Here is a 24,067-nt window from a genome sequence, read left to right as displayed (position 1 = left end):
GGGGACGGCCCGCCCCACGGATTTTCCGGCGCACCCGCGGGCAGCGGCGCGCCTGCTAGAGGCGTCCGGCGGCCTTGAGCGCGAGGTAGGTGTCCGCGAGGGCGGGGGCGAGCTCCTCGGGCGTCGCCTCGACGACCTCGACGCCTCGGCGCCGCAGCCGGACGGCGACGGCGTCCCGCTCCAGGGCCGCGCGCTCGGCGGCCGCGGCGTCGTAGACGGCGTCGGCGGAGGACCGGTCGGCACGCAGCTCGGCGACCTCGGGATCTGCCGCGGAGGCCAGCACCACCGTGTGGTCGTGGGCGATCGCGCCCACCACCGGCAGCAGCCCGGTGGTGATCGCGGACGGCTCCAGCGCCGTCAGCAGCACCACGAGCGCGCGCTGGGAGAGGGAGTCGCGCACCACCTGCGTCACGGTGACCGTGCTGAGCTCGACCAGCGACGGCTCGACACCGGAGAGCGACTGTGCCAGGGCGCTCATCAGCCGCGGCCCCGACTCTCCGGTGACCCGGGCACGGACCTGGCTGTCGATCGCGACCAGGTCGACCCGGTCCCCGGCGCGAGTGGCCAGCGCGGCCAGCAGCAGCGCCGCCTCGATCTGGGCGTCCAGGCGCGGTGCGTCGCCGAGCCGGGCGGCCGACAGCCGTGCCACGTCCAGCACCACCAGCACCCGCCGGTCCCGCTCGGGCCGCCAGGTACGGACCACGACGTCGGCCCGGCGCGCCGTCGCGCGCCAGTCGATCGCGCGGACGTCGTCACCGATGACGTACTCGCGCAGCGAGTCGAACTCGGTGCCCTGCCCGCGCACCAGCACGGCCGCCCGGCCGTCGATCTCGCGGAGCCGAGCGAGGCGGGAGGGCAGGTGGCGGCGGGAGTGGAACGGTGGCAGCACCCTCAGGCTCGCCGGCGCGGGCAGCGACCGTTGCCGTGCGGCCATGCCGAGCGGGCCGGACGAGCGGACGGTGACCTGGTCGGCGGGCCGCTCCCCGCGGCGGGTGGGCAGCAGCGCCGTGCGCACCCGACGGCGCTCACCGGCAGGGACCGTCACCCGGTGCCGGTTCTCCGCCGCCCCGGCGGACGGCGGCCAGGCGTCCCGCACCAGCGCCCGCAGCCGCCGTCGGCCCGTGTTCGTCACCGTCACCGTCGACGTGGCCGGCTCACCGAGCCGGACCGAGCCGGGCACCGACCGCTCGACGCGCACGTCCCTCGGTGAGGCGGCCAGCAGCCAGTCGAGTACGCAGGCGAGCACCACCAGGCCGCCCCAGAGCGCCAGCGTGGACAGCCGCGGCCACAGGCCCACCGGGACGGCGCCGAGGGCGGTGACCAGCGCCGCCCGGGTGCTCGGGATCATCAGCGGGGGACCGGCACCGTGCCGAGCACGCCGTCGAGCACGGTCTCCGCGGTCACGCCCTCGAGCTCGGCCTCGGCCCGCAGCTGGACACGGTGCCGCAGCGTCGGGTGGGCCAGCGCCTTGACGTCGTCCGGGGTGACGTAGCCCCGGCCGGACAGCCACGCCCAGGCCCGTGCGGTGGCGAGCAGCGCCGTCGCCCCGCGCGGGGAGACGCCGAGGGACAGCGAGGGCGACGTGCGGGTGGCCCGCACGATGTCCACGACGTAGCCGAGCACCTCGGGCGCGATCTGCACCGTACGGACCTCCTGCCGCGCCGTCGTGAGGTCGGCCGGCCCGGCGACGGCACGGACCCCGGCCGCGCCGAGGTCCCGCGGGTCGAAGCCGCCGGCGTGCCGGTGCAGCACCTCGATCTCCTCGCGCCGCTCCGGCAGCGGCAGGATCAGCTTCAGGAGGAACCGGTCGAGCTGCGCCTCGGGCAGGGGGTAGGTGCCCTCGTACTCCACCGGGTTCTGGGTCGCGATCACCATGAACGGGTCGGGAAGCTTCCGGGGCTGCCCGTCGACCGAGACCTGCCGCTCCTCCATCGCCTCCAGCAGGGCTGCCTGGGTCTTCGGTGGCGTCCGGTTGATCTCGTCGGCGAGCATGAGGTTGGTGAAGACCGGGCCCTCCTTGAAGGAGAACTCGGCGGTGCGCGCGTCGTAGACCAGCGAGCCCGTCACGTCGCCGGGCATGAGGTCAGGCGTGAACTGCACGCGTTTGGTGCCCAGGTCGAGCGCCGACGCGATGGTGCGCACGAGCAGCGTCTTCGCCACGCCGGGCACACCCTCGAGGAGGACGTGGCCGCCGCACAGCAGCCCGATCGCCAGACCGGTGACCGCCGCGTCCTGGCCCACCACCGCCTTGCCGACCTCCGTCCGCAGCGCGGCGAGCCGACCGCGGGAGGAAGAGTCGGACGGTGCCGGCCCGCCCGTCGGCGGCCGGGCCGGGACGCCCGGCCCGGCGGGCTGACGCGGGGCCGGCCCCGGTCCGTGCCCCTCCGGTCCCGGTTGCGGGCCTGGTCCCGCAGGGCCGGGTGCCTGCGGGCCGGGCGATGGGGAGGGCGGGGGCCGGTCGGCCTGGGCGGGGTGGGCGGGGCGCGGCGCGAAGCGTTCGTCGCCGCCCGGGCCGGATGCGTGGCTCACGATCGATGGACCTCTCTCTCCAGGTCGTCAAGCATGGCGGACAGGGTGAGCAGCCCGCGGTCGTCGGTCGGTGCGGTGCCGTAGAGCAGGTTGTCGACGTCGGTGCGGTCGCGGCCGGTCGCCCGGGCGACGGCGTCCACGAGGGTGGGCCGGTCGGCGGACCGTGGCAGCCCGAGGGTGTGGGCCAGCCGGCTCGCCGTGCCGGCCCGGAGCGACTCGGCGGCGTGCCCGCGGGCGCGTCCGCGGCGGTAGAGCCGCCCCCGGCCCCGCGTCGTCTCCGCGGCGCGGACGACGACGGGCATGACCTCGGCGACGACCGGGCCGAGGCTGCGTGCCTGGCCCACCCCGAGCACGGCCGCCGCCGCCAGCAGGGTCCACAGCACCCAGGTCGCGGCGGGCGGCACCAGCGGAGCCTGCGGGCCGGGTTCGGGCGAGGTGTCCGCGACCGTCGAGGGCATGTACCACAGGAGCGTCTCGTGGTGGCCGAGCATGCGCAGCGCCAGGGCCGCGTGGCCGTGAGAGGCGAGCCGCTCGTTCGTCAGGAGGGTGTGGTCGCCGAGGTAGCGGACCTGGGCCTGGTCCGCCGACCAGACCGCGTAGCCGCCGGCGCCGGGGGTGGTGCCGGACGCGGGGAAGCAGACCGTGGCATCGGCGGCCGTGCGAGGCAGGAGCACGGGCCCGCCGAGCGCGATGCGGGACGCCGCCCGCGCGTCCGGGTCCGAGCACTCGGCGACCGTGACGCCCTGCCCGCTGCCGGGCTCGGCGTCCACCGGCAGGTCCTGGAGGACCTCGTCGTTCCACGGGTAGCCCGCGATCGCGACGTCCGCCCCGGTGCCGACGAGGTCGTCGTACTGGCCGGGCCGCAGCCGCTGCGCGTCCGGCACGAACACCGTGGTCCTCGGACCGGCCTCGTGCGTCAGCTCGGCCCAGCTGCCCGCCTCGGTGACATCGACGCCCTGGTCGCGGAGGATCTCGGCGACCGCCATCGCGCCGCCCGGCGCGGGGTTGTCCGGGGCGAAGGGCCGGTCCGAGGTGCGCTGCTCCATCAGTGCGGCGACGGTCGCCAGCCCCACGAACACCACCACGACGGCGACGGTCACGAGGCGACGGCGCCGCGTGCGGCGGGGTGACGGCGCCTCGTCGTCGGGCTGCTCGGCCTGCCCGGCCGGCGGGGCGGACGCCGCGACGCTCATCGGACCCCCGCCCACTGCTCGGTGGGAGGCCCGGCCGGCGTCCGCGCCGGCCGGGCCCTCCCGACGGCGGCGGCCAGCTCGCGCAGCCGGCCGTCCTCCGCCGGCCCGGGCGCCAGATGCCCGTAGCAGACGTCGTCGAAGAGACGGCCCGCCCAGCGCAGGTCGTCGGCGAGCGCGGGCAGCGCCGAGCCGGCAAGCCCGGCGGCCTCCCGGGCCGTGAGCCCGGACCGGTCCTCCAGCACCGCCCGCTCGTCGAGCAGCCGCACCATTGCCCGGAACCGTTCGAGCACGGCCGTCTCCCAGTCGCCGCGCCGAGCGGCCTCGTCAGCCGCGGAACGGAGCGCGGCGCTGTCGCGGGTGTCCTCGAAGAGCTGGTGCGAGGTGCGCGCCGTCGCCTGACGCCGGGCGCGGACCCGCCCGCCGAGCAGCAGCGCAACCACCACCACGAGCACGAACGCGGCCACCACGATCACCGGCACGAAGGACGGCGGGGCGGTGACCCCGAGGGATCCGATCGCGTCCAGCACGTCGAGGATCCACATGATGATGCGCTCGAGCAGCCCGGGCTGGTCGTCGTAGACCGCCTTGGCGAGCTCCTCCTCCGCCCACTCCTGCGCCTCGGCGGCGTCGGGATCGACCGGGACCCCGGCCAGCACGACGGGAACCGGCACTAGCTCGATCCTCCGCTGCGCACCGCCTCCGCGAGCGCGACGTCGAGCCCTTCCTTGCGGATGCGCAGGTCGATGTACGCGAGCGAGATGACGGCGGCGACGAACGGGGTGGTCAGCGCGGAGACCAGGACCATCAGGACGCCGAGCACGACCGTCAGTACCGAGAGCATCTCGGGTCCGGGGGTACCGATGAACGAGGCCAGCATCGTGATCGGGATGAAGATGGCGTAGGTCAGGATGACCACGATGACGTAGGTGAGGAGCATGACGCCGAGCAGGCGCCAGAAGTTCCGCCGCGTGAGCGACCACGACCGCTTGATCGCCGTGATCGGGCCGATCCGCTCCAGCATGAGCGCGGGGGCCGCGAGCGTCAGGCGGATGACGACGTAGCCGATGGCGACGCCGCCCGCACAGATCAGCACGAACGACAGACCCACCACCGTCAGGATCGTGCCGGGGTCCGGGGTGCCCTGGGAGACGACGAGGCCGACGAGGGCCCCGACGACGACCAGGATGGCGATGAACGACGCCATGAAGATCAGCCCGAGGAGGAGCGTCAGGCCCAGGAGGCGCCAGATCTGGCCCTTGGCGGCGTCCCACATCTGCCGGATGGTGGCCACCTTCGCCACGACGGCCTGGCTCACCGAGACGATGAGCAGTGCGGTGAGGACGATCGAGGCGGCGAAGATCGCGATCGTGGACAGGATGGTGCCGAGACTGCCGGCCAGCGCCCCGGCGCCGAGCTCCTCCATCCCGACGTCGGCGGCGCCCTGGTCCACCATGGGGAGCAGCGAGGTGCCGGTGACGATCCCGAGGACGATCGCCTGGATCACCGACGTGCCGCCCATGACCAGGAGCGAGAGCCCGAAGGTGGCACGCGGGTTGGCACGGATCGCCCGGAAGGCGCCGTCGAGGATCTCCCCGATCGACAGCGGGCGCAGCGGGATGATCCCCGGCCGGTCACCCCCGCCGAAGCCGCGCGGCAGCGGCCGGGCGGTGGCGTCGCCGTACTGGCCGTATGCGGCCGCACCGGTCGGCTGCTGGCCGGCGGAGCCCCATGCCGGCGTGCCCGAGGCGCCCCAGCCGGGGGAGGCGCCGTGCTGGCCGTGCTCGCCCGAGGGTCCGTACTGGCCGTACTGCCCGTACTGGCCGTACTGCTCCGGCGAGTTGGGCTGGCCGTACTGGTTCGGGGGGTTCTGCTGGCCGGCGCCGTCGTCCGGCCGTCCGCCGTCGGCTCCCCACCGGCCGTACTGGCCGTACTGCCCGTACTGGCCGCTCACCTCTCACCTCCCCCGTCGCGGTGGGCCCCATCGTCGCACGGTGTCCGCCCGCTCCGCCCGGCGATCCACACCCTGAGGCGCCCGGGATGGGAACATGTCCACCATGAGTTCCAAGCTGCTCGTGATCGACGACGACACTGCGCTGGCGGAGATGATCGGCATCGTGCTCGAGGCCGAGGGGTACGACACCGCCTTCTGCGCCGATGGTGCCCAGGCCGCCGACCGGTTCCGCGCGGAGCAGCCCGATCTCGTCCTGCTCGACCTCATGCTGCCGGGCCTCGACGGTATCGAGGTCTGCAAGCAGATCCGCGCCGAGTCGGACGTGCCGATCGTCATGCTCACGGCGAAGTCGGACACCCTCGACGTGGTCGCGGGCCTCGAGGCGGGTGCCGACGACTACATCGCGAAGCCCTTCAAGCCGAAGGAGCTGGTCGCGCGCGTCCGTGCGCGCCTGCGCCGGCAGGACAACCCGGAGCCGGAGCGGCTGCGCATCGGCGACCTGGAGATCGACGTGGCCGGGCACGAGGTCGCCCGCAACGGCGCGGTCATCTCCCTCACGCCGTTGGAGTTCGACCTCATCGTCGCGCTGGCCCGTAAGCCCTGGCAGGTGTTCTCCCGCGAGGTGCTGCTCGAGCAGGTCTGGGGCTACCGGCACGCCGCCGACACCCGGCTGGTCAACGTCCACGTCCAACGGCTGCGCGCCAAGGTGGAGAAGGACCCCGAGCACCCCGAGGTCGTCGTGACCGTCCGCGGGGTCGGATACCGGGCGGGGGCGCCACACGAGTGACCGATCTGCCCGGGGACGTCGGCGGGTCACCACCCGCCGGACCGCGGGCGGGTGCCGTCGCCCACCCCGCCGGGCCGGCGACGACGTACCGCCCGCGCTCGCGCACGGGCCTGCGCCGTCGGGTCCGGCGGAAGATGCTCATGCTGCTGCGCCGGTGGCGCTCGTCGCTGACCGTCCGCGTGGTCGCCAGCACGGTGCTCGGCGGCCTCATCGCCCTGGGTGTCATCGGCGGTGTCCTCTCCTCGCAGATCCGCAGCGGCCTGTACGACGAGCGCGTCACCCAGATGCTGGAGGACGCGGCGCTGCAGTCCGAGAACGCCCGGGCCACGTTCGAGGGGGCGACGGCGAGCACCGCCCAGCAGGCCCAGGAGATCGCCAACAGCTGGCTCTACGGTCTGCCGACCACCGGGTCCGACGCGGTCGGTGCGACGCTGCGGCGCTCGCCCGACGCCGTCGGCGTCCCGATCATCGAGCCCGGCACGGACGTCGGCCTGCGCGAGCTCATCACCCCTGACCTGCGCCGTGCGGTCGCGGGGGAGGGCGGCCAGCACTGGCAGCCCGTCGCGCTGCCGACCCAGACCGGCGGGAACGCACCGGGCATCGTCGTCGGCAGCCCCGTGACCCTCCCGGTGGCCGGCGACTACGAGCTCTATCTCTTCTACAGCCTCGAGCCGGAGGAGGAGACCATCTCCCTGGTGCTCCGCGTCCTGGCGGTCGGGGCCGTCGCCATCGTCGTCCTCCTCGGCGTCATGACCTGGGGCATCACCCGGTGGGTGCTGCAGCCCGTCACGGACGCGGTCCTGGCGGCCGAGCGCCTCGCCGAAGGCCAGCTCGACGAGCGCATGGACGTGCGCGGCCGGGACGAGCTCGCCCTGCTCGGGCAGTCGTTCAATGAGATGGCCGCGTCCCTGCAGCGCCAGATCGAGCGGATGGAAGAGCTCTCCCGCGTGCAGCAACGGTTCGTCTCGGACGTCTCCCACGAGCTGCGCACACCGCTGACGACCATCCGCATGGCGGGCGAGATGATCCACGACGCCAGGGACTCCTTCGACCCGACGGTGCGCCGCTCCGCCGAGCTGCTGCACGCCCAGCTCGACCGTTTCGAGTCGATGCTCGGCGACCTGCTCGAGATCTCGCGCTTCGACGCCGGCGCCGCCGTCCTGGAGGTCGAGGAGCGGGACCTGCGTGACCTCGTCCAGCGTGTCATCGACATGACCGAGATCCTCGCCGAGGCCAAGGGCTCCCCGATCCGGGTGGACGCGCCGGAGGAGCCGTGCACGGCCGACGTCGACCCCCGGCGCGTCGAGCGGGTGGTGCGGAACCTGCTCACCAACGCGATCGAGCACGGGGACGGGCGGCCCATCGACATCACGGTGGCCGTCAACGCGACGGCGGTCGCCGTCCGGGTCCGCGACCACGGTGTGGGCATGGACGCCGAGACGGCCCGGCACGTCTTCGACCGGTTCTGGAGGGCGGACCCCGCCCGTGCGCGGACGACCGGCGGCACCGGGCTCGGCCTGGCCATCGCGCTGGAGGACACCCGGCTGCACGGCGGCACCCTCGAGGCATGGGGTCGCCGCGACGTCGGCGCCGCCTTCCTCCTCACCCTGCCCCGGCGCGCCGGCGCCGCCGTCGTCACCCCGCCGCTGGACCTGCAGGACCCACGGCAGGAGGGGACCGCCACCGCGCCGCTCGGTCCGGCCGAGGAGGGCGCCTCCCGGCAGGACCCGGCGTCTGTCACCCGCATGGCCGAGGAGGCGGGATGACGACGACGAGGACGCCGCCGCCGCGCCGCGCCGTGCTCGCCGCGCTCCTGGCCGTGCTGATGCTGCTGACGGGGTGCACGAGCCTGCCCCGTACCGGGCCCGTGACGGCGTCCGACCCCGACCTGCCGGCACCCCAGGGCATCGGCCTGTTCGCGACGGGTCCGCAGCCCGGCGCCACCCCCGAGGAGATCGTCGACGGATTCCTCACCGCGTCCTCCGCCGGCATCGACGACGACTTCTTCGTCGCCCGCCAGTTCCTCGCCGGCCCGGCGCTCGACACCTGGCAGCCACTCGCCCAGGTGCACGTCTACGCCGACGCCCCGGCACCCCTCATCGAGCGTGCCGACGACGGCGGCGTCCGCGTCTCGATGTCGGCAGAGGCCTCCCTGGACGCCGCGGGCCGGTACACGGAGGCGGCAGAGACCTCGACCGTCGAGGCGGACTTCACCCTGGCGCGCAACCAGGACGGGGAGTGGCGGATCGTCGAGCTCGCCGACGGCATCCTCATCACGGCCGCGAACTTCAACTCGCTGTACTCCCAGAGTGGCCTGTACTTCCTGTCCCCGGACCAGCAGGCGCTCGTGCCGGAGGCGCGGTGGTTCCCCTCCGAGAACCTTGCCACCTCCCTCGTCAGCGCCCTCCTCGAGGGCCCCTCGCCGTGGCTGCAGCCGGGCGTCACGACGGCGGTGCCCGTCGGCACCCGGCTCGTCGTCGAGTCGGTCCAGCTCACCGACGGGATCGCGAGCGTGGACCTCTCCGCGGACGCCCTCGCCGCCGAGGGGCGGCAGCGGGCCATGCTCTACGCCCAGATCGAGGCGACGCTCGCCGCGGTGCCCGGCGTCCAGGACGTCGAGATCAGGGCCGCCGGCGCCCCGTTCGAGCTCAACCAGCCGCTGCCGGAGCTCACCTCCTACCCGTACACCTCGGCGCCGCTGACCGCCGTCCGGGACGACGCCCTCGTCGAGGTCGTCCAGGGGGCTCGCCCCAGGGCGGGCAGCGAGCTGCTGGCCGGCATCGACCCGCGCGACCCCGCGCTCGGGTACGAGACCCCGGTCCAGACCGCCGTCGTGCTCGACGGCACCGACCGGCTGGTCACCGTGCCGGCGACCGGCGACCAGTCCATCCTGCTCACCGAGGGACCCGCGCTGGTTCCGCCGTCGGTGGACCGTCTCGGATGGGTGTGGACCACTCCCGAGGCGAGCGACGGGACGCTGACTGCCGTGCGCAGCAACGGCGAGGCCGTCTCGGTGGACGCGCCCTGGCTGGCCGACGGGACGGTACGAGCCGTCCGTGTCTCGCGGGACGGTGCCCGCATCGCGGTCGTCTGGGAGTCCGAGGGAAGCGTCATGCTCGACGTCGCGGCGATCGTCCGGCAGGGCGACATGATGCCCGTCCGTCTGGGTGAGCCCCTGAGCGTCGGCGAGACGATGACCGGCGCGACCGACATCGCCTGGGTGGAGGAGAGCATGCTGGCGGTCCTGGGAACCTCGCCGGACGCCCCGGAGCCGACCGTCCACCTGTTGCCGATCGGCGGCCCGACGACGACGCTCGAGCCGGTCCCCGGCGCCGTCAAGCTCACCGCAGGCCGCGGCGACCGCTCCCTGGTCCTGACCACCCAGGACGGACGGCTCTACGAGCGCAACGGCGCGGCCTGGCGTCCCACCGCGTTCAGCCGGCTCGCCGACCCGGCGCTGCCCGGCTGACGCCGTCCCGTCCCCGGTCGTCCCGGGGACAGCCCCGCCGTCCACAGCGGCGCAGGCGCGTGGGCCATTGTCGGCAGGCCGGTGGCCAGGCTGTGCGGATGGACCTGCGCGGCGCCGTCGCGGACGCCGGACGACTGGTGATCCCCGTCGAGTGCGCCGGCTGTGGCCGGTGGGACGTCCCGCTGTGCCCGCGGTGCGCGGCGTTGCTGCGGCGCCGCCCCGTGCGCTGCGAGCACCGGACGTCGCTCCTCGCCGGCGTCGGTACCGGGCCGATGCTGCCCACATGGTCGATCGGCGCCTACCGCGGCGCGCTGCGGGCGACGGTGCTGGCCTGGAAGAACCACCGGCGCCAGGACATCGCCGGGCAGGTCCTGGCCGCCGCCGCGCAGGCGGCCTGCCGCTGGGCGGACGACCCGGACGTCCGCGTCCTGCTCGAGGGCGAGGACGCCGTCGTCGTGATTCCCGCGCCGTCCGGCTGGCGGCGGCGCGCGGCGGGACGGCTCGTGGTGGCGGACCTCGCGGACGCGGTGGCCCGCGGGCTGGCGCGCGCGTGGAGCGGCGGGCGGGAGGTGCTGGTGCTCGACCTGCTCCGGCGCCGTGGCGGGCGGGCGCACCAGGCCGGGATGGGCGCTCGCGGACGGGCCGCCAACCGGAGCGGCACGGTGCGCGCGCGGGAGGCGCTCCCCGCGGGGACCGCCGTCGTGCTGGTCGACGACGTCGTGACCACGGGCGCCACCCTGGCGGCGTGCGCCCGCGCGGTCGAGGCGGCGGGTGGCCGTGCGGTCGCTGCGCTGGCACTCGCCTCCGCACCCGCGCCGTCCGGGGCGGCGGGGCTGACGTAGACGTCCCGCGCGTGCGGTCCCGCATGTTCCCGGGCCCTCGGCCCGAACTTCCCGCCCGGTATCCACATCGGGCCGGATCGGTACTAGCGTGATCCTATGGAGGGCACTGTCGGACCCGACGCAAGGCGCGAAGGAGCGCCGGCCGGGCCCGGCCGGGGGGAGGTGGTCGCTTCGTCGCAGGCTCGCCGTTGACCGCGCGAGCCGCCAGCAGGCCGTCACCGCGGGAGCCGCTCCCGTGTCCCGATCATGGAGGTCGCCAACCATGGAGATCGTCGTCAAGGGCCGTAACACCGAGATCGCCGGCCGGTTCCGCAGCCACGTCGAGGGCAAGCTCGGCAAGGTCGCCCAGCTCGCTCCGCGTGCCCAGCGGGTCGAGGTCGAGCTGACCCACGAGCCGAACCCGCGGCAGTCGGAGGTGTCGGAGAGGGTCGAGATCACGGTGCGTGACCGCGGGCCGGTGATCCGCGCCGAGGCCCGCGCCTCGGACCGGTACGGAGCCCTGGACCTGGCCTCGAACAAGCTCCTCGAGAGGCTGCGCCGCAGCCGCGACCGCCGCAAGAACCACCACCGCTACGCCGTCCCGGCCCCGGTCGACGCCACGCTCCCGGACCCGGCGGCGGACCGCGACGACGCAGAGATGGCCGACCGTCCGGTGCCGCCCACGACCCCGGGCGAGTGCGTCGAGGCGCAGCTCGGCGACTCGCCGGTCGTCGTGCGGCAGAAGCTGCACGAGGCCGAGCCCATGACGGTCGACCAGGCGCTGTACGAGATGGAGCTCGTCGGCCACCCGTTCTACCTCTTCATCGACGACGAGACCGGACAGCCCTGCGTCGTCTACCACCGGCACGGCTGGACGTACGGCGTCATCCGGCTCAACACCGTGATGGGCGGCGGCACGAACCACGTCGAGGAGTCGGTGACCGCCGCCGCAAGCTGACGTCGGTCGCCATTCCGGGAGGGCCGCCGCCGGGCGTCGCGAGGCGTCCGCTCGCCGCTCGTACCTCGCGGCTCCTGCCAGGCCCACCAGCCTCACGACGCTCCGCCGCCGGCCCGAACGCGCACCGTTCGGGAGGGCCGCCGCCGGCGCTCCGGCGCCGGCCCTCCCGGCCCGGACGCTCTGCTCGTGCGGCGGGGGAGGTCCGCGCCTACGCTCGCCGGATGACGGTCCACGTCGGGATCTCCGGATGGCGTTACGGGCCGTGGCGCGGCACCTTCTACCCGCGCGGGCTTCCGCAGCGGGAGGAGCTCGGCTACGTCGCGGCGCGGCTCGGCACGGTCGAGATCAACGGGTCGTTCTACTCCCTGCAGACTCCGACGAGCTATCGAAGGTGGTACGAGCAGACCCCGCAGGGTTTCCTCTTCGCGGTCAAGGGGCCACGTTTCGTCACGCACATGAAGAAGCTGACCGACGTCGGGACGCCACTGGCGAACTTCTTCGCGTCCGGAGTTCTGGCACTCGGTGAGAAGCTCGGACCGGTGCTGTGGCAGCTTCCGCCGACCCTCGCCTTCGACGCCGGACGGCTGGAACGTTTCCTGCGGCTGCTGCCACGCACCACCGGCGAGGCCGCGCGCCTCGCCGCCGGGCACGACGAGCGGCTCGAGGGACGCGCCTGGACGGAGCCGGGCCCGGACCGGCCCCTCCGGCACGCGGTCGAGGTGCGCCACGACTCCTATCGGGACCCCGCGTTCCCCGACCTCGCTCGGGCCTGCGACGTCGCCGTCGTCGTGGCCGACACCGCGGGCCGCTGGCCGTTCCTGGAGGTGATCACCGCCGACTTCCTCTACGTGAGGCTGCACGGTGACGCCGAGCTGTACGTCTCCGGCTACGACGACGTCGCGCTGGCGGAGTGGGCCCTCCGGGTGCGCAGGTGGCATGAGGAGGTCCGGGACGTCTACGTTTACTTCGACAACGACGCCAAGGTGCGGGCGCCGTTCGACGCGCTGGGCCTGTCCGGACGTCTGGCGGAGCTGCTGCCGGTACGGGAAGGGGTCTGATGGCACGCGCACCCGAACGCCCCGGCGCCGAGCAGTGGGTGCCGCAGGACGGAGACGTCGACGCGTTGCGCGAGGCCGCTCCGGGCTGCCGGGGTTGTGAGCTGTGGGCGGACGCCACCCAGGTCGTCTTCTCCGCCGGTCCCGCGCGCGCCCGCGTCGTGGTGGTGGGGGAGCAGCCGGGCGACCGGGAGGACCGCGAGGGGGCGCCGTTCGTCGGTCCGGCCGGGCGGGTGCTCTCCGACGCCCTCGAGGCCGCCGGTATCGACGCGGACCGCGTGTACTCGACGAACGCCGTCAAGCACTTCCGGTTCGTCGAGCGCGGCAAGCGCCGGCTGCACAAGAAGCCCGGCGTCGCACACCTCGAGGCCTGCCGTCCGTGGTTGCTCGCCGAGCTCGCCGCCGTGTCGCCGGACGTGGTGGTGTGCCTCGGCGCCACCGCGGCGCGGGCCGTGCTCGGCCACGACGTGCGCGTCGGGGAGGTCCGCGGACAGGTGCTCGAGGCGGAGCAGGACGCCGGCTACCGGGTCGTCGTGACCACCCACCCGTCGGCCGTGCTGCGGCTGCGCGGCAAGCCGGAGTGGGACGCGGCCTTCGCCGCGCTGGTCGAGGACCTCGGCCTCGCGACGTGATGTCGGTGGGGCCCGGCATGATGACTCGGGTGACCACGACAGCTCTCCGGCGGCGGGGCGCGAGTCCCCTGGCGCCGTCGTCCCGCACGCTCACCACCGGTCAGGCGCGCCGCATCGCGGTCGCAGCCCAGGGCCTCGACGGCCCCGCTCCGTCCGGTCGGGTCACCATGGCGCACCTCGCCCGTCTCCTGGACCGGGTCGGCCTGCTGCAGATCGACTCCGTCAACGTGCTCGCGCGGGCCCACCTGCTGCCGGTCTTCTCCCGGCTCGGCACCTACGACGTTTCGCTGCTCGACCGGGCCGCCGGCCGTGCGCCGCGGCGGATCGTGGAGTCTTGGGCGCACGTGGCCTCCTACGTCCCGCCACGGACCTACCAGCTGCTGCACTGGCGCCGCGAGGCGTACCGCGACAAGGAGAAGCGGTACGAGCAGCAGTACCCGGGCCTGCTCGCCGGCGTCCGAGACCTCGTCGCGGAGCACGGCCCGGTGACGGCCGGCGAGCTGCATGCGATCCTCGGGCACGAGCGTGGACCGAAGGAGCACTGGGGCTGGAACTGGACGCCCGCCAAGCACGCCCTCGAGCACCTGTGGGACGTCGGCGAGGTCGTCGTCTCCCACCGGACCAGCCAGTTCGAGCGGTCCTACGACCTTGCCGAGCGGGTGCTGCCGCCCGAGGTCCATGCCGCGCCCCTGCTCGACAAGCCGGACGCGATCCGGGAGCTCGTCCGGATCGCGGCCCGGGCGCACGGCGTCGGGACCGTCGGATGCCTCGCCGACTACTTCCGGCTCCGCATCGACGCCACGACGACGGCGGTGCGCGAGCTCGTCGAGGAAGGGGCGCTCGAGCCGGTCCAGGTGTCCGGCTGGGGCAGGCCGGCCTACCTCGACGTGACCGCCCGCGTGCCCCGGCGGACCCGCGTCCGTGCCCTGCTGGCGCCGTTCGACCCGCTCGTCTTCGAGCGTGACCGGCTGCTGGCGCTCTGGGGCATGCACTACCGGATCGGGATCTACACCCCGCCCGAGCAGCGCACGCACGGCTACTACGTCCTGCCGTTCCTGCTCGGCGAGCACCTCGTCGCACGTGTCGACCTCAAGGCCGACCGTCGTTCCGGCGTCCTGCGGGTCCGCTCGGCATTCTCCGAGCGGCCTGAGGAGGTGGCCGGCCTGCCCCGTACGGGCGGCGGAGCATGGCCGGACCGGCATGACGTCGTCACCGAGCTGACCGCGGAGCTGCACGAGATGGCGGCCTGGCTGGGGCTGGAGGACCTCGCCGTCGACCCGGACGCCGCAGGGGACCTCGTCGCCGAGCTCGCCCGACAGGTCCTCGGACGTCCCACCGCCACGTAGGCCGCACCAGTACGCCCCGGCCAGCCCCGGGCGCACACGCCGGGCGGGCCAGCGCCTACCATGGGGCGTGCGCCCGGACGCGGGCGCTCGTGCCGCGGATGCCCCGCCACGACCGACGACCTGGAGTGCTGCGTGCCTTCGATCCTCGACAAGATCCTCCGGATGGGCGAGGGGCGCGTCCTGAAGAAGCTGACCGCCATGGCGGCGGAGGTGGACGCGCTCGAGGACTCGGTGTCCAACCTCAGCGACGCGGAGCTGCGCGAGGAGACGGACCGGTTCAAGGCCCGGTACGCCGACGGCGAGTCGCTCGACGACCTCCTGCCCGAGGCGTTCGCCACGGTCCGGGAGGCCGCCACGCGCACGCTCGGACAACGGCACTTCACCGTGCAGGTCATGGGCGGTGCCGGCCTGCACCTGGGCAACATCGCCGAGATGAAGACCGGTGAGGGCAAGACGCTCGTCGCGACGCTGCCGGCCTACCTCAACGCGCTGACCGGCAAGGGCGTGCACGTCGTGACCGTCAACGACTACCTCGCCTCGTACCAGAGCGAGCTCATGGGCCGCGTCTACCGGTTCCTGGGGCTGAGCACCGGGACCGTCGTGGCCGGTCAGAAGCCCGACGAGCGCCGGGAGCAGTACGCCGCCGACATCACCTACGGCACGAACAACGAGTTCGGCTTCGACTACCTGCGCGACAACATGGCGTGGACGGTCGATGAGCTCGTCCAGCGCGGCCACCACTTCGCCATCGTCGACGAGGTCGACTCCATCCTCATCGACGAGGCGCGGACCCCGCTGATCATCTCCGGTCCGGCGCAGGGCGACGTCAACAAGTGGTATCTCGAGTTCGCCCGGCTCGTGACGCGCATGAAGAAGGACGAGGACTACGAGGTCGACGAGAAGAAGCGCACGGTCGGCATCCTCGAGCCCGGCATCGAGAAGGTCGAGGACCACCTCGGCATCGACAACCTCTACGAGTCGCTCAACACCCCGCTGATCAGCTTCCTCAACAACGCCGTCAAGGTGAAGGAGCTCTTCAAGCGGGACAAGGACTACATCGTCAAGAACGGCGAGGTCCTCATCGTCGACGAGCACACCGGCCGTGTGCTGGCCGGCCGGCGCTACTCCGAGGGTCTGCACCAGGCCATCGAGGCCAAGGAGAACGTGCAGATCAAGGCCGAGAACCAGACGCTCGCCACCATCACGCTGCAGAACTACTTCCGCCTCTACGACAAGCTCGCGGGCATGACCGGTACCGCCGAGACCGAGGCGGCCGAGTTCGCCAACACGTACAAGATCGGCGTCGTCCCGATCCCGACGAACAAGCCGATGATCCGGCTCGACCAGCCCGACTTCGTCTACAAGGGTGTCGAGCAGAAGTACACCGCCATCGTCGAGGACATCGTCGAGCGGCACGAGGACGGCCAGCCGGTGCTCGTCGGCACCACCAGCGTGGAGAAGTCCGAGGTGCTCTCGAAGATGCTCAAGAAGAAGGGCGTCCCGCACGAGGTCCTCAACGCCAAGCAGCACGAGCGCGAGGCGAACATCGTCGCCATGGCCGGGCGCAAGGGTGCGGTCACCGTGGCGACCAACATGGCCGGGCGCGGCACCGACATCATGCTGGGCGGCAACGCCGAGCACATCGCCGTCGCCGACCTCAAGAAGCGAGGCCTGGACCCGGGGGAGAACCCGGAGGAGTACGAGGCGGCCTGGCCCGACGCGCTCGAGGCCGCCCAGAAGGCGGTCGCCAAGGAGCACGACGAGGTCGTCGAGCTCGGTGGGCTGTACGTGCTCGGCACGGAGCGGCACGAGTCCCGGCGCATCGACAACCAGCTCCGTGGACGCTCCGGCCGCCAGGGCGACCCGGGGGAGTCCCGGTTCTACCTGAGCCTCGAGGACGACCTCATGCGGTTGTTCAACTCGGGGCTCGCGATGCGTGTCATGGACTCCGGCGCCTACCCGGACGACATGCCCCTGGAGCACAAGTTCGTCTCCAAGGGCATCGCCAGCGCCCAGGCCCAGATCGAGGCGCGCAACTTCGAGACCCGGAAGAACGTCCTGAAGTACGACGACGTGCTGTCCAAGCAGCGCAACATCGTCTACGAGGAGCGTCGCCGGATCCTCGGCGGGGAGGACCTCGAGAACCAGGTCAAGCAGTTCCTGGACGACGTCGTCACCTCGCTGGTGACCGAGTACACCGCCGCGGGTGCCCCGGAGACCTGGGACCTCGAGACGCTGTGGACCGAGCTGCGCAACACCTATCCCGTCACGATCACGGTCGAGGACGTCATCGAGGAGGCGGGCAGCGCCACCCGGTTGAGCCAGGAGATGCTGCTCGAGGAGCTCCGGTCCGACATCCGCGTGGCGTACGACGAGCGCGAGGAGCAGCTGGGCGAGGAGGTCATGCGCCAGCTGGAGCGCCGCGTGGTGCTCTCGGTGCTGGACCGGAAGTGGCGCGAGCACCTCTACGAGATGGACTACCTCAAGAACGGCATCGGCCTGCGTGCCATGGCCCAGCGTGACCCGCTGGTGGAGTACCAGCGCGAGGGCTACGACCTGTTCATGGCGATGAACGAGGCCATCAAGGAGGAGTCGGTCCGGTACCTGTTCCAGCTCGAGATCAAGAAGCCGGCCGAGCAGGAGGAGCGCACCGACGGCCAGGCGCCGATCGTCACCGCGGCCTCGGCCGCGGCCACGGCGAGCGCCGCAGCGAGCAGCGACGACGGGAAGCGGGCCGCGGACGACGCCAAGACGAAGGACGGCGACACCGCGGACCTGCTCGGGCTCGAGGCGCCGGCACGGCCGACGAAGCTCAGCTACTCGGCCTCCGCGATGGACGGCAACCCCACGCCGAGCCTCGCCGGCGAGACCGGTGCGACCTCGGGAGGCGGCTCAGGCTCAGCCGGCACGGGCTCGGCCGGCGCAGGCGGCGGCGCGCAGCCGCAGAACCGCGAGCAGCGCCGGGCCGCGGCGCGGGCGGCCAAGAAGAAGCGCTGACCCGCGGCGGGAATAGGGTGCAGGTGCCCGATGTTCCGCCTTCGGAACATTCATGCAAAGGCATCGATCAGGAGTCGGCACCATGCAGTTCGGAATCTTCAGCGTCAGCGACGTCACGACCGACCCCACGACGGGTCGGATACCTGACGACACGGAGCGCGTGCGGTCGATGCTCGCGATCGCGCAGCACGCCGACGAGGCGGGCCTCGACGTCTTCGCCACCGGTGAGCACCACAACCCGCCGTTCGTCGCGTCCTCGCCGACCACGATGCTGGGGTACCTCGCCGCGTCGACGAAGAACATCGTGCTGTCGACCGCCACCACGCTCATCACGACCAACGACCCGGTGAAGATCGCCGAGGACTACGCCATGCTGCAGGTCCTCTCGAACGGCCGGATGGATCTCATGATGGGCCGCGGCAACACCGGCCCGGTCTACCCGTGGTTCGGCAAGGACATCCGCCAGGGCATCAACCTGGCCATCGAGAACTACGCGCTGCTGCGCCGCCTCTGGGAGGAGGACGTGGTCGACTGGCAGGGCAAGTTCCGCACGCCGCTGCAGGGCTTCACCGCCACGCCCCGACCGCTCGACGGCGTCCCGCCGTTCGTCTGGCACGGATCGATCCGCAGCCCCGAGATCGCCGAGCAGGCCGCGTACTACGGCGACGGCTTCTTCCACAACAACATCTTCTGGCCCATGAGCCACACGACGCGCATGGTGCAGTACTACCGGCAGCGGTTCGAGCACTACGGGCACGGGCGTGCGGACCAGGCGATCGTCGGCCTCGGCGGGCAGTTCTTCGCCCGCAAGAACAGTCAGGACGCCTGGAACGAGTTCCGCCCCTACTTCGACAACGCCCCGGTCTACGGCCACGGCCCCTCGATGGAGGAGTTCACCGCCGAGACCCCGCTCACGGTCGGCAGCCCGCAGCAGATCATCGACCGCTACGCCGCGATGCGTGAGCACGTCGGCGACTACCAGCGCCAGCTCTTCCTCATCGACCACGCCGGCCTGCCGCTGAAGACCGTGCTCGAGCAGATCGACATCCTCGCCGAGGAGATCGTCCCGGCGCTGCGCAAGGAGATGGAGCCGCACCGTCCCGACGGCGTCCCGTCCGGCCCGCCGAGCCACGCCGAGCGGGTGGCCGCGGCCCGGGCGTCCGGTGCAGAGCACCAGGGCCACGTCGCGGGCGAGGACCGGTGGACCGGGAAGAGCCCGGCGGGCGAGACCGTTACCGAGTCCGAGACCTCGGCCGAGCGCTGAGGTCCGGCGAAGGGAGCAGAGCATGAACGAGCGCACGATCGTCGCGATCTCGGCCGGTCTGGGCCAGCCCAGCTCCACGCGGCTGCTGGCCGACCGGCTCACGGAGGCCACGACGGCGGAGCTGGCGAGCCGAAACGTCGGCGCGCGGGTGGAGACGATCGAGCTGCGCGGCATCGCCCACGAGATCGTCAACGCCATGCTCACCGGCTTCCCGACCGGGAGTCTGCGGGAGGCGCTCGACACGATGACGGCCGCGGACGGGCTCGTCCTCGTCTCCCCACTGTTCACCACCACCTACTCCGGCCTGTTCAAGTCGTTCATCGACGTCATCGACAAGGACTCGCTCACCGGCATGCCGGTGCTGCTCGGTGCCACGGGCGGGACGGCCCGGCACTCCCTCGCCCTCGAGTACTCGATGCGTCCGCTGCTGACCTACCTGCGGGCGGACGTGGTGCCCACCTCGGTGTTCGCCGCGACCGACGACTGGTCCGGTGAGGTCGACACGGTCAACCCGTTGCCGGCTCGGATCCGGCGCGCCGGCAAGGAGCTCGCGGACCGCGTCGCGGAGCGTCCGGCCGACGGTGCGGCAGGCCTGTACGACGACGTCCCGTCCTTCGACCAGATGCTGCGGGGCATCTGACCCGAGAGAGCTCAACCGATCTGCAGGGCCGTGGCGCGCCACCTGCCGCGGTGCGCCTCGAGCCGGACGGCGGCGGCGCGCAGGTGGCTGCCGTCGTGGACGACGACGGACGCCTCCACGGTCCCGGCCTCGATCCGGCACACGTGCACCCTGCGGATGATCGCCCGTGCAGCCATCCGGGGCCGTCCCTGGATCCGCTCGGCGAGGCCCGCGCGCCGGGACACGGACTCGAAAAGCTCGGGTGCGAGCCACCGCGCCAGCTGTGCGACCGGCCGGCTGCCGCACAGCACCTCGACGGTCGAACGGACCAGGGCGCCTGCCCACTGCTGCGGATCGGGGAGGTCAACCTCGTCGACCGGCGCGCTCTCCTCGTCCGGTCCGCACGCCCGTACCGGCGGTCCGGCGAAGCGGACGCGGTCCCAGGGGTGGGCGGCCGACGTCCGGGGTGTACCGGTGCCGCCGGGACGCTCGACGCCGGTACGCGGCGTGCCCGGGCGGACCGGGCGGGTGAGGGTCGTGGTCATCGTGTCTCCTCGGTCGGGATCTGCAGGGTCAGGTCGGGCTGGATGAGGTGCGGGTCGGTGCCGATGGCGTCACGGTTGGTCTCGTACCAGCCGGGCCATGCGGCCGCGACGTCACCGGCGTGGGCGTCAGGGCCCAGGTGGTCGGCCGCGATCGACCAGAGGGAGTCGCCCGGCCGCACGCGGTAGGTGCGCTCGTGCGTGCCGGGCGTGGGAGTCTCACCGGGGTCGGTGGCCGGCTCGGCCTCTGGGTCGGCGGGCGCGGCGGTCCGCGGCGCGGCCGGCTCTGGGTCCGGCGGTGGCGCGGACCGGCTCGGCTCGGGCTCGCTCGGGACCTGCGTCGCCGGTGCGTCCTCGGGTGCGCCCCAGCCCAGGTCGTGCGGGACGTGCGTGCCGGCCGGTGCCGCCGCGGCAGACCCGAGCGCGACCGAGGCGCCGACGCCCGCCGCCGCCGTGCTCAGCAGAGCGCGTCGCAGGAACGGGAAGCCCCAGCGGCGCACCGCGCGTTCGAGCGCGAGCGCCCGGCGGCCCGTCGCGCGGGCGCCGTGCACCATGAGGGCAGCCACGCAGGTCGTCGTGTACCAGCCCGCTGCGAGGCACCCGGCCCACATGGTCAGGGCGGCCACCGCGTCGGCGACGTCGCGGGTGTCGGCTATCGCTGGCGTCGCCGACCACGCCGAGACGCCCAGCCACGCGCACAGCGCAGCCGAGACCGTCATGAGGACCACGGCCAGCCGGGTGGTCGGACGTTCGGTCATGTTCGATCCGTTCGGTCTCTATCGTGGCGGTTGATGATGATTGATGCACGTAGACGTGATTTGTACCTCAGTCATGACGCTCGCGCAAGGGTGGGTGGCAACGCCTCCTCGTCGCGCGTGAGCCCAGTAGCGTCGTCCCATGAGGTGGGAGGCGCTCTTCGAGGACCTGGAGGGACAGCTCTCCGCCGCGGAACGCGCGCAGGACGACGCCCTCGTCGCCGAGCTGACCGAGGCCGAGGTCGGTACCACCGCGTTCGCGGACCGGATCCGGGCGCGGCGGGGCCACGAGGTGCGGTTCCGCCTGCGAACCGGCGAGGACGTCGCCGGCGTCGTCCTCGACGCGGCCCCGCAGTGGGTCCTCCTCGGCGAGGCGGACCGTCGTACGCTCTGCCCGCTGACGTCGGTCCAGGCCGCCTGGCCGCTCGGCCCGGTGGCACCCGAGCCGGGTGCGGTCGAGCGGCGGCTCGGCATGTCCCACGTGCTTCGCGCGCTCGCCCGGGAGGGGGCGCGGGTCCGGGTGGCGTGCGAGGGCGGCTCCTACACGGGCTGGCTGACTCGCGTCGGCGCGGACCACGTCGACCTGCGGTCCGCGGCCGGTGAGCCGGTCTCCCTCACGCTCGCGCTGCGGTCCGTGGTCCTCGTCTCGACCGTGTGACGCTCACCAGGGTGCCGACGGGACGTGGCCCGCCGTGGGCCTGCACGCGTCAGGGGTGCTGTTCCGCCTCGATGCGTGCCTTGGTGCGCTCGTACTGCTCCGAGATGTACTGCTCGAGCGCCGTGTCCTCGATCCGCCAGACCTTCTTCGGACCGACCTGGATGGCGCGAAGCTCACCGGACCGCACGAGGGTGCGGACCTGGGCGACGGAGACGGCCAGGGCCTCCGCGACGTCGGCCAGGGTGAGGAATCGCTGCGGCATGCGTCCATGATGGCACCGTCGCGGACCAGGCACGTGCGCCGGGATGGCCCTGTGGACAATGATGGGAGCTCGGCCGCATCGCTTGGCACGATGGAGCGCCCAGGCACGAGGGGGGAGCGATGAGCACCGACGACCTACCGCAGGCACGCCGCCTGCGCCGTCCCACGTGGCGGGATCCGCGCCTCGGTGTGGGCCTGCTGCTCGTCGGGGGATCCGTGGCGCTCGGGACGTGGGCGGTCCGCGACGCGGCCGCCACCGTCGAGGTCTACGCCGCGGCAGACGCGCTCACGCCGGGCGACGTCGTCACCGGTGACGACCTCCTGGTCCGCGAGGTCCGGCTCGGCGACGACGAGGACCTGTACCACCTGGTGGCGGACGGCCTCCCGGAACGTGCCGTCGCCGTCCGCACCGTCGGCCCGGGGGAGCTCGTCCCGCGCGCCGCCCTGGGCGGTCCGGACGCCGTGGAGGTCCAGCCCGTCGTGGTCGACCTCGGCCTGTCCGTCCCGGCCGGGCTCGAGCCCGGGGCCACCGTGGACCTGTGGCTCGCGCCCGCCGCCCCGGTGGGCGGCGCCGCGCCGTCGGCCGAGCCACCGCCCGACCCCGAGCTCCTGGTCGGCGGTCTCGTCGTGGCCGAGATCCTTCAGGAAGACTCGGTGATCGCGGGGGCCGACGGTACGTCGATCGAGGTCCTGGTACCTCGGCGGGACGTCTCGACCGTCCTGGCCGCCCTGTCCGGCGACGGCCGCCTCGTCGCGGTGCCGACCATGGCGGACACCGACCGCCCCGCGGGCGGTGAGCCGGAGGAGACGCCGGACGAGTCCCCGACGGCGAGCGAGACGTGACGGCGGGCGTCCTCCTGGCGCTGACCGGGCCGGTCGAGTCGGACCTGGTCCGGGCGCTCGACGCGCCCGGGTCCGGCGTGCGTGTGGTCCGCCGCTGCGCCGATGTCGCGGAGGTCCTCGCGGCCGCCGCCGCGGGGCTCGGCGCGATCGCCGTCGTCGGCACCGACCTCGCCGGGGTGGACCGCTCCGTGGTGCGGCGCCTGCACGACTCCGGAGCCCGGGTGCTGCTCGTCGCCGCACCGGACGACCTGCACCGCGCGGGCGCCCTCGGGGCCGACGCCGTCGAGCCGGCGGGTGTCGCCGCCGCGACCCTGGCCGACGCCGTGGCCGCCGTCGTCGGGGACGGCACCTCGCGTGGACGGCACCTCACCCGGGGCGCCCGGCCCACCGCACCCGAGGAGGATGCACCCCGCCCGGTCGAAGACGTGCCGGCCCGTCAGGGCGGACCTGAGGCTCCACCGCCCCCGCCGCCACCTGCCGACGACGGTCGCGCGAGCGACGACGTCGGGACCGGTGCCGACGGCGGCGAGGAGACCCGCCCACCGCAGACGCGCGGACAGCTCGTCGTGGTCTGGGGACCGCCGGGCGCACCCGGTCGGACCACGTTGGCGGTCACCCTGGCGTCCGAGCTCGCCGGGCTCGCGTCGCGGTCGCTGCTGGTCGACGCCGACACCGAGGCGCCCTCAGTCACCCAGGTGCTCGGCATCCTGGACGACGCCTCTGCGGTGGCCTCGGTGTCCCGGCTGGCCCTGTCCGGGCGGCTCGATCCGACCGCGCTGCTGCGCGCCTGCCCGCTGGTGGACGGATCGATGCACGTGATGACCGGGCTGACCCGGGCGGACCGATGGCGCGAGCTGCCCGCCGCGGCGCTGGAGGTGGTCTGGGACGTGGCCCGCGCGGCCGTGCCGTGGACGGTCGTCGACACCGGCAGCACCCTGCCCGAGGCGGACGGCTCCGGATTCGGGCCCAGCCGGCACGAGGCCACCGCGTCGGCGCTGGCGGCCGCCGACGTCGTCGTGGTGGTCGGCTCCGGGGACCCGGTCGGCATGCGTCGGCTCGTCATGGCCCTCGGAGACCTGGGCGAGGCCGACCTCATGGCGACGGCGAAGCGGTTCGTCGTGGTGAACCGGGTCCGGAGCACCGCCGCGGGTCGCGCCCCGGCCCAGGCCGTCCACGAGGCCCTCTCTCGGTTCGCCGGTGTGAGCGACGCCGTCCTCGTCCCCGAGGACCGGGCCGCGCTCGACAAGGCGGTCATGCAGGGCCGTGCGCTGCCGCAGGTGGTTCCCGGCTCGCCGGCCCGTACGGAGATCGAACGGCTCGCCCGGCGGCTGGCGGGCGAGCGCCCGCGGTCCCGGCGTCGGCGCCTCGCGCGCGTGCGCGGCTGAGC

The 24,067-nt window shown here is 73.6% G+C and carries 22 protein-coding genes; 14 read left to right on the top strand and 8 right to left on the bottom strand.

The genetic code is table 11. The features are described 5' to 3' along the window. Positions 1-55: 55 nt before the first annotated feature. The 5 genes from ACFQQL_RS14790 to ACFQQL_RS14770 are packed head-to-tail and all read right to left on the bottom strand — an operon-like array spanning position 56 to position 5,673. Positions 56-1,348: a DUF58 domain-containing protein gene (locus ACFQQL_RS14790; protein WP_382395730.1), complete on the bottom strand. Its 1,293-nt coding sequence runs from the start codon at positions 1,346-1,348 to the stop codon at positions 56-58. Then, positions 1,348-2,529 (bottom strand): AAA family ATPase, encoded by a 1,182-nt coding sequence (locus tag ACFQQL_RS14785; protein ID WP_465254060.1) that lies wholly within the window; start codon positions 2,527-2,529, stop codon positions 1,348-1,350. Before ACFQQL_RS14785 ends, ACFQQL_RS14790 begins: the two co-directional genes overlap by 1 nt. Next, positions 2,526-3,722, bottom strand: a complete 1,197-nt coding sequence (locus ACFQQL_RS14780; RefSeq protein WP_382395728.1) for a DUF4350 domain-containing protein — start codon at positions 3,720-3,722, stop codon at positions 2,526-2,528. The genes ACFQQL_RS14785 and ACFQQL_RS14780 overlap by 4 nt, the downstream gene beginning before the upstream one ends. Next, the gene (locus ACFQQL_RS14775) at positions 3,719-4,393 is read right to left on the bottom strand and encodes a DUF4129 domain-containing protein (protein WP_382395726.1); all 675 of its coding nucleotides are present in this window, start codon (positions 4,391-4,393) and stop codon (positions 3,719-3,721) included. Before ACFQQL_RS14775 ends, ACFQQL_RS14780 begins: the two co-directional genes overlap by 4 nt. Further along, the gene (locus tag ACFQQL_RS14770) at positions 4,393-5,673 is read right to left on the bottom strand and encodes a DUF7847 domain-containing protein (protein WP_382395724.1); all 1,281 of its coding nucleotides are present in this window, start codon (positions 5,671-5,673) and stop codon (positions 4,393-4,395) included. The genes ACFQQL_RS14775 and ACFQQL_RS14770 overlap by 1 nt, the downstream gene beginning before the upstream one ends. A gap of 103 nt (positions 5,674-5,776) precedes the next feature. Here ACFQQL_RS14770 and mtrA point away from each other — a divergent pair, with 103 nt between their 5' ends. The 11 genes from mtrA to ACFQQL_RS14715 all read left to right on the top strand — a co-directional run bounded on the left by mtrA (position 5,777) and on the right by ACFQQL_RS14715 (position 19,642). Next, positions 5,777-6,460, top strand: a complete 684-nt coding sequence (mtrA, locus tag ACFQQL_RS14765; protein ID WP_382395722.1) for an MtrAB system response regulator MtrA — start codon at positions 5,777-5,779, stop codon at positions 6,458-6,460. Next, positions 6,457-8,226, top strand: coding sequence for an MtrAB system histidine kinase MtrB (gene mtrB / locus ACFQQL_RS14760; protein WP_382395720.1), 1,770 nt, complete (start codon positions 6,457-6,459; stop codon positions 8,224-8,226). Before mtrA ends, mtrB begins: the two co-directional genes overlap by 4 nt. Then, positions 8,223-9,929, top strand: a complete 1,707-nt coding sequence (locus ACFQQL_RS14755) for an LpqB family beta-propeller domain-containing protein (RefSeq protein WP_382395718.1) — start codon at positions 8,223-8,225, stop codon at positions 9,927-9,929. The genes mtrB and ACFQQL_RS14755 overlap by 4 nt, the downstream gene beginning before the upstream one ends. Before the next feature lie 98 nt (positions 9,930-10,027). Further along, complete coding sequence (locus ACFQQL_RS14750; protein WP_382395716.1) at positions 10,028-10,771, top strand: phosphoribosyltransferase family protein; 744 nt, start codon at positions 10,028-10,030, stop codon at positions 10,769-10,771. Positions 10,772-11,033: 262 nt separating this feature from the next. Beyond that, complete coding sequence (hpf, locus tag ACFQQL_RS14745) at positions 11,034-11,708, top strand: ribosome hibernation-promoting factor, HPF/YfiA family (RefSeq protein WP_382395714.1); 675 nt, start codon at positions 11,034-11,036, stop codon at positions 11,706-11,708. Between the two features lie 221 nt (positions 11,709-11,929). Next, complete coding sequence (locus ACFQQL_RS14740; protein ID WP_382395712.1) at positions 11,930-12,766, top strand: DUF72 domain-containing protein; 837 nt, start codon at positions 11,930-11,932, stop codon at positions 12,764-12,766. Next, positions 12,766-13,395: a UdgX family uracil-DNA binding protein gene (locus tag ACFQQL_RS14735; RefSeq protein WP_382395710.1), complete on the top strand. Its 630-nt coding sequence runs from the start codon at positions 12,766-12,768 to the stop codon at positions 13,393-13,395. The genes ACFQQL_RS14740 and ACFQQL_RS14735 overlap by 1 nt, the downstream gene beginning before the upstream one ends. Positions 13,396-13,424: 29 nt before the next feature. Then, positions 13,425-14,741 carry a winged helix-turn-helix domain-containing protein gene (locus ACFQQL_RS14730; protein WP_382395708.1) on the top strand — a complete coding sequence of 439 codons (1,317 nt, stop codon included), beginning with the start codon at positions 13,425-13,427 and terminating at the stop codon, positions 14,739-14,741. A 132-nt stretch (positions 14,742-14,873) separates the two neighbouring features. After that, complete coding sequence (secA, locus tag ACFQQL_RS14725) at positions 14,874-17,738, top strand: preprotein translocase subunit SecA (RefSeq protein ID WP_382395706.1); 2,865 nt, start codon at positions 14,874-14,876, stop codon at positions 17,736-17,738. Positions 17,739-17,820: 82 nt separating this feature from the next. Continuing rightward, complete coding sequence (locus ACFQQL_RS14720; protein ID WP_382395704.1) at positions 17,821-19,002, top strand: LLM class flavin-dependent oxidoreductase; 1,182 nt, start codon at positions 17,821-17,823, stop codon at positions 19,000-19,002. A gap of 22 nt (positions 19,003-19,024) precedes the next feature. Further along, complete coding sequence (locus ACFQQL_RS14715) at positions 19,025-19,642, top strand: FMN reductase (RefSeq protein ID WP_382395702.1); 618 nt, start codon at positions 19,025-19,027, stop codon at positions 19,640-19,642. A gap of 11 nt (positions 19,643-19,653) precedes the next feature. On the opposite strand, the gene ACFQQL_RS14710 is transcribed toward ACFQQL_RS14715, so the two are convergent. Next, on the bottom strand, positions 19,654-20,166 hold the full coding sequence (locus tag ACFQQL_RS14710; protein WP_382395700.1) for an Rv3235 family protein: 513 nt from the start codon (positions 20,164-20,166) through the stop codon (positions 19,654-19,656). After that, the gene (locus ACFQQL_RS14705) at positions 20,163-20,921 is read right to left on the bottom strand and encodes a LysM peptidoglycan-binding domain-containing protein (RefSeq protein ID WP_382395698.1); all 759 of its coding nucleotides are present in this window, start codon (positions 20,919-20,921) and stop codon (positions 20,163-20,165) included. The genes ACFQQL_RS14710 and ACFQQL_RS14705 overlap by 4 nt, the downstream gene beginning before the upstream one ends. Positions 20,922-21,060: 139 nt before the next feature. Here ACFQQL_RS14705 and ACFQQL_RS14700 point away from each other — a divergent pair, with 139 nt between their 5' ends. Continuing rightward, entirely contained in the window at positions 21,061-21,576 is a 516-nt protein-coding gene (locus tag ACFQQL_RS14700) for a hypothetical protein (protein WP_382395696.1), read from the top strand. Between the two features lie 49 nt (positions 21,577-21,625). On the opposite strand, the gene ACFQQL_RS14695 is transcribed toward ACFQQL_RS14700, so the two are convergent. After that, positions 21,626-21,838, bottom strand: coding sequence for a helix-turn-helix domain-containing protein (locus ACFQQL_RS14695; RefSeq protein ID WP_382395694.1), 213 nt, complete (start codon positions 21,836-21,838; stop codon positions 21,626-21,628). A 119-nt stretch (positions 21,839-21,957) separates the two neighbouring features. Here ACFQQL_RS14695 and ACFQQL_RS14690 point away from each other — a divergent pair, with 119 nt between their 5' ends. Beyond that, positions 21,958-22,680 (top strand): hypothetical protein, encoded by a 723-nt coding sequence (locus ACFQQL_RS14690; RefSeq protein WP_382395692.1) that lies wholly within the window; start codon positions 21,958-21,960, stop codon positions 22,678-22,680. Next, positions 22,677-24,065: an AAA family ATPase gene (locus ACFQQL_RS14685; RefSeq protein WP_382395690.1), complete on the top strand. Its 1,389-nt coding sequence runs from the start codon at positions 22,677-22,679 to the stop codon at positions 24,063-24,065. The genes ACFQQL_RS14690 and ACFQQL_RS14685 overlap by 4 nt, the downstream gene beginning before the upstream one ends. Positions 24,066-24,067 lie beyond the last annotated feature (2 nt).

Origin of the sequence: Georgenia alba (genome assembly GCF_042665525.1) — a bacterium.
GTDB lineage: Bacteria > Actinomycetota > Actinomycetes > Actinomycetales > Actinomycetaceae > Allobogoriella > Allobogoriella alba.
Note: the sequence above shows the minus strand (reverse complement) of the source record. Positions and strands in the feature narration are given on the sequence as shown.

Coding starts and splice junctions, on each gene's coding strand:
- ACFQQL_RS14780 (WP_382395728.1), bottom strand. CDS start 3,722: ATGAGCGTCGCGGCGTCCGCCCCGCCGGCCGGGCAGGCCGAGCAGCCC.
- ACFQQL_RS14700 (WP_382395696.1), top strand. CDS start 21,061: ATGAGGTGGGAGGCGCTCTTCGAGGACCTGGAGGGACAGCTCTCCGCC.
- hpf (WP_382395714.1), top strand. CDS start 11,034: ATGGAGATCGTCGTCAAGGGCCGTAACACCGAGATCGCCGGCCGGTTC.
- ACFQQL_RS14750 (WP_382395716.1), top strand. CDS start 10,028: ATGGACCTGCGCGGCGCCGTCGCGGACGCCGGACGACTGGTGATCCCC.
- ACFQQL_RS14695 (WP_382395694.1), bottom strand. CDS start 21,838: ATGCCGCAGCGATTCCTCACCCTGGCCGACGTCGCGGAGGCCCTGGCC.
- ACFQQL_RS14690 (WP_382395692.1), top strand. CDS start 21,958: ATGAGCACCGACGACCTACCGCAGGCACGCCGCCTGCGCCGTCCCACG.
- ACFQQL_RS14710 (WP_382395700.1), bottom strand. CDS start 20,166: ATGACCACGACCCTCACCCGCCCGGTCCGCCCGGGCACGCCGCGTACC.
- ACFQQL_RS14755 (WP_382395718.1), top strand. CDS start 8,223: ATGACGACGACGAGGACGCCGCCGCCGCGCCGCGCCGTGCTCGCCGCG.
- ACFQQL_RS14715 (WP_382395702.1), top strand. CDS start 19,025: ATGAACGAGCGCACGATCGTCGCGATCTCGGCCGGTCTGGGCCAGCCC.
- ACFQQL_RS14740 (WP_382395712.1), top strand. CDS start 11,930: ATGACGGTCCACGTCGGGATCTCCGGATGGCGTTACGGGCCGTGGCGC.
- ACFQQL_RS14790 (WP_382395730.1), bottom strand. CDS start 1,348: ATGATCCCGAGCACCCGGGCGGCGCTGGTCACCGCCCTCGGCGCCGTC.
- ACFQQL_RS14735 (WP_382395710.1), top strand. CDS start 12,766: ATGGCACGCGCACCCGAACGCCCCGGCGCCGAGCAGTGGGTGCCGCAG.
- ACFQQL_RS14720 (WP_382395704.1), top strand. CDS start 17,821: ATGCAGTTCGGAATCTTCAGCGTCAGCGACGTCACGACCGACCCCACG.
- mtrA (WP_382395722.1), top strand. CDS start 5,777: ATGAGTTCCAAGCTGCTCGTGATCGACGACGACACTGCGCTGGCGGAG.
- ACFQQL_RS14705 (WP_382395698.1), bottom strand. CDS start 20,921: ATGACCGAACGTCCGACCACCCGGCTGGCCGTGGTCCTCATGACGGTC.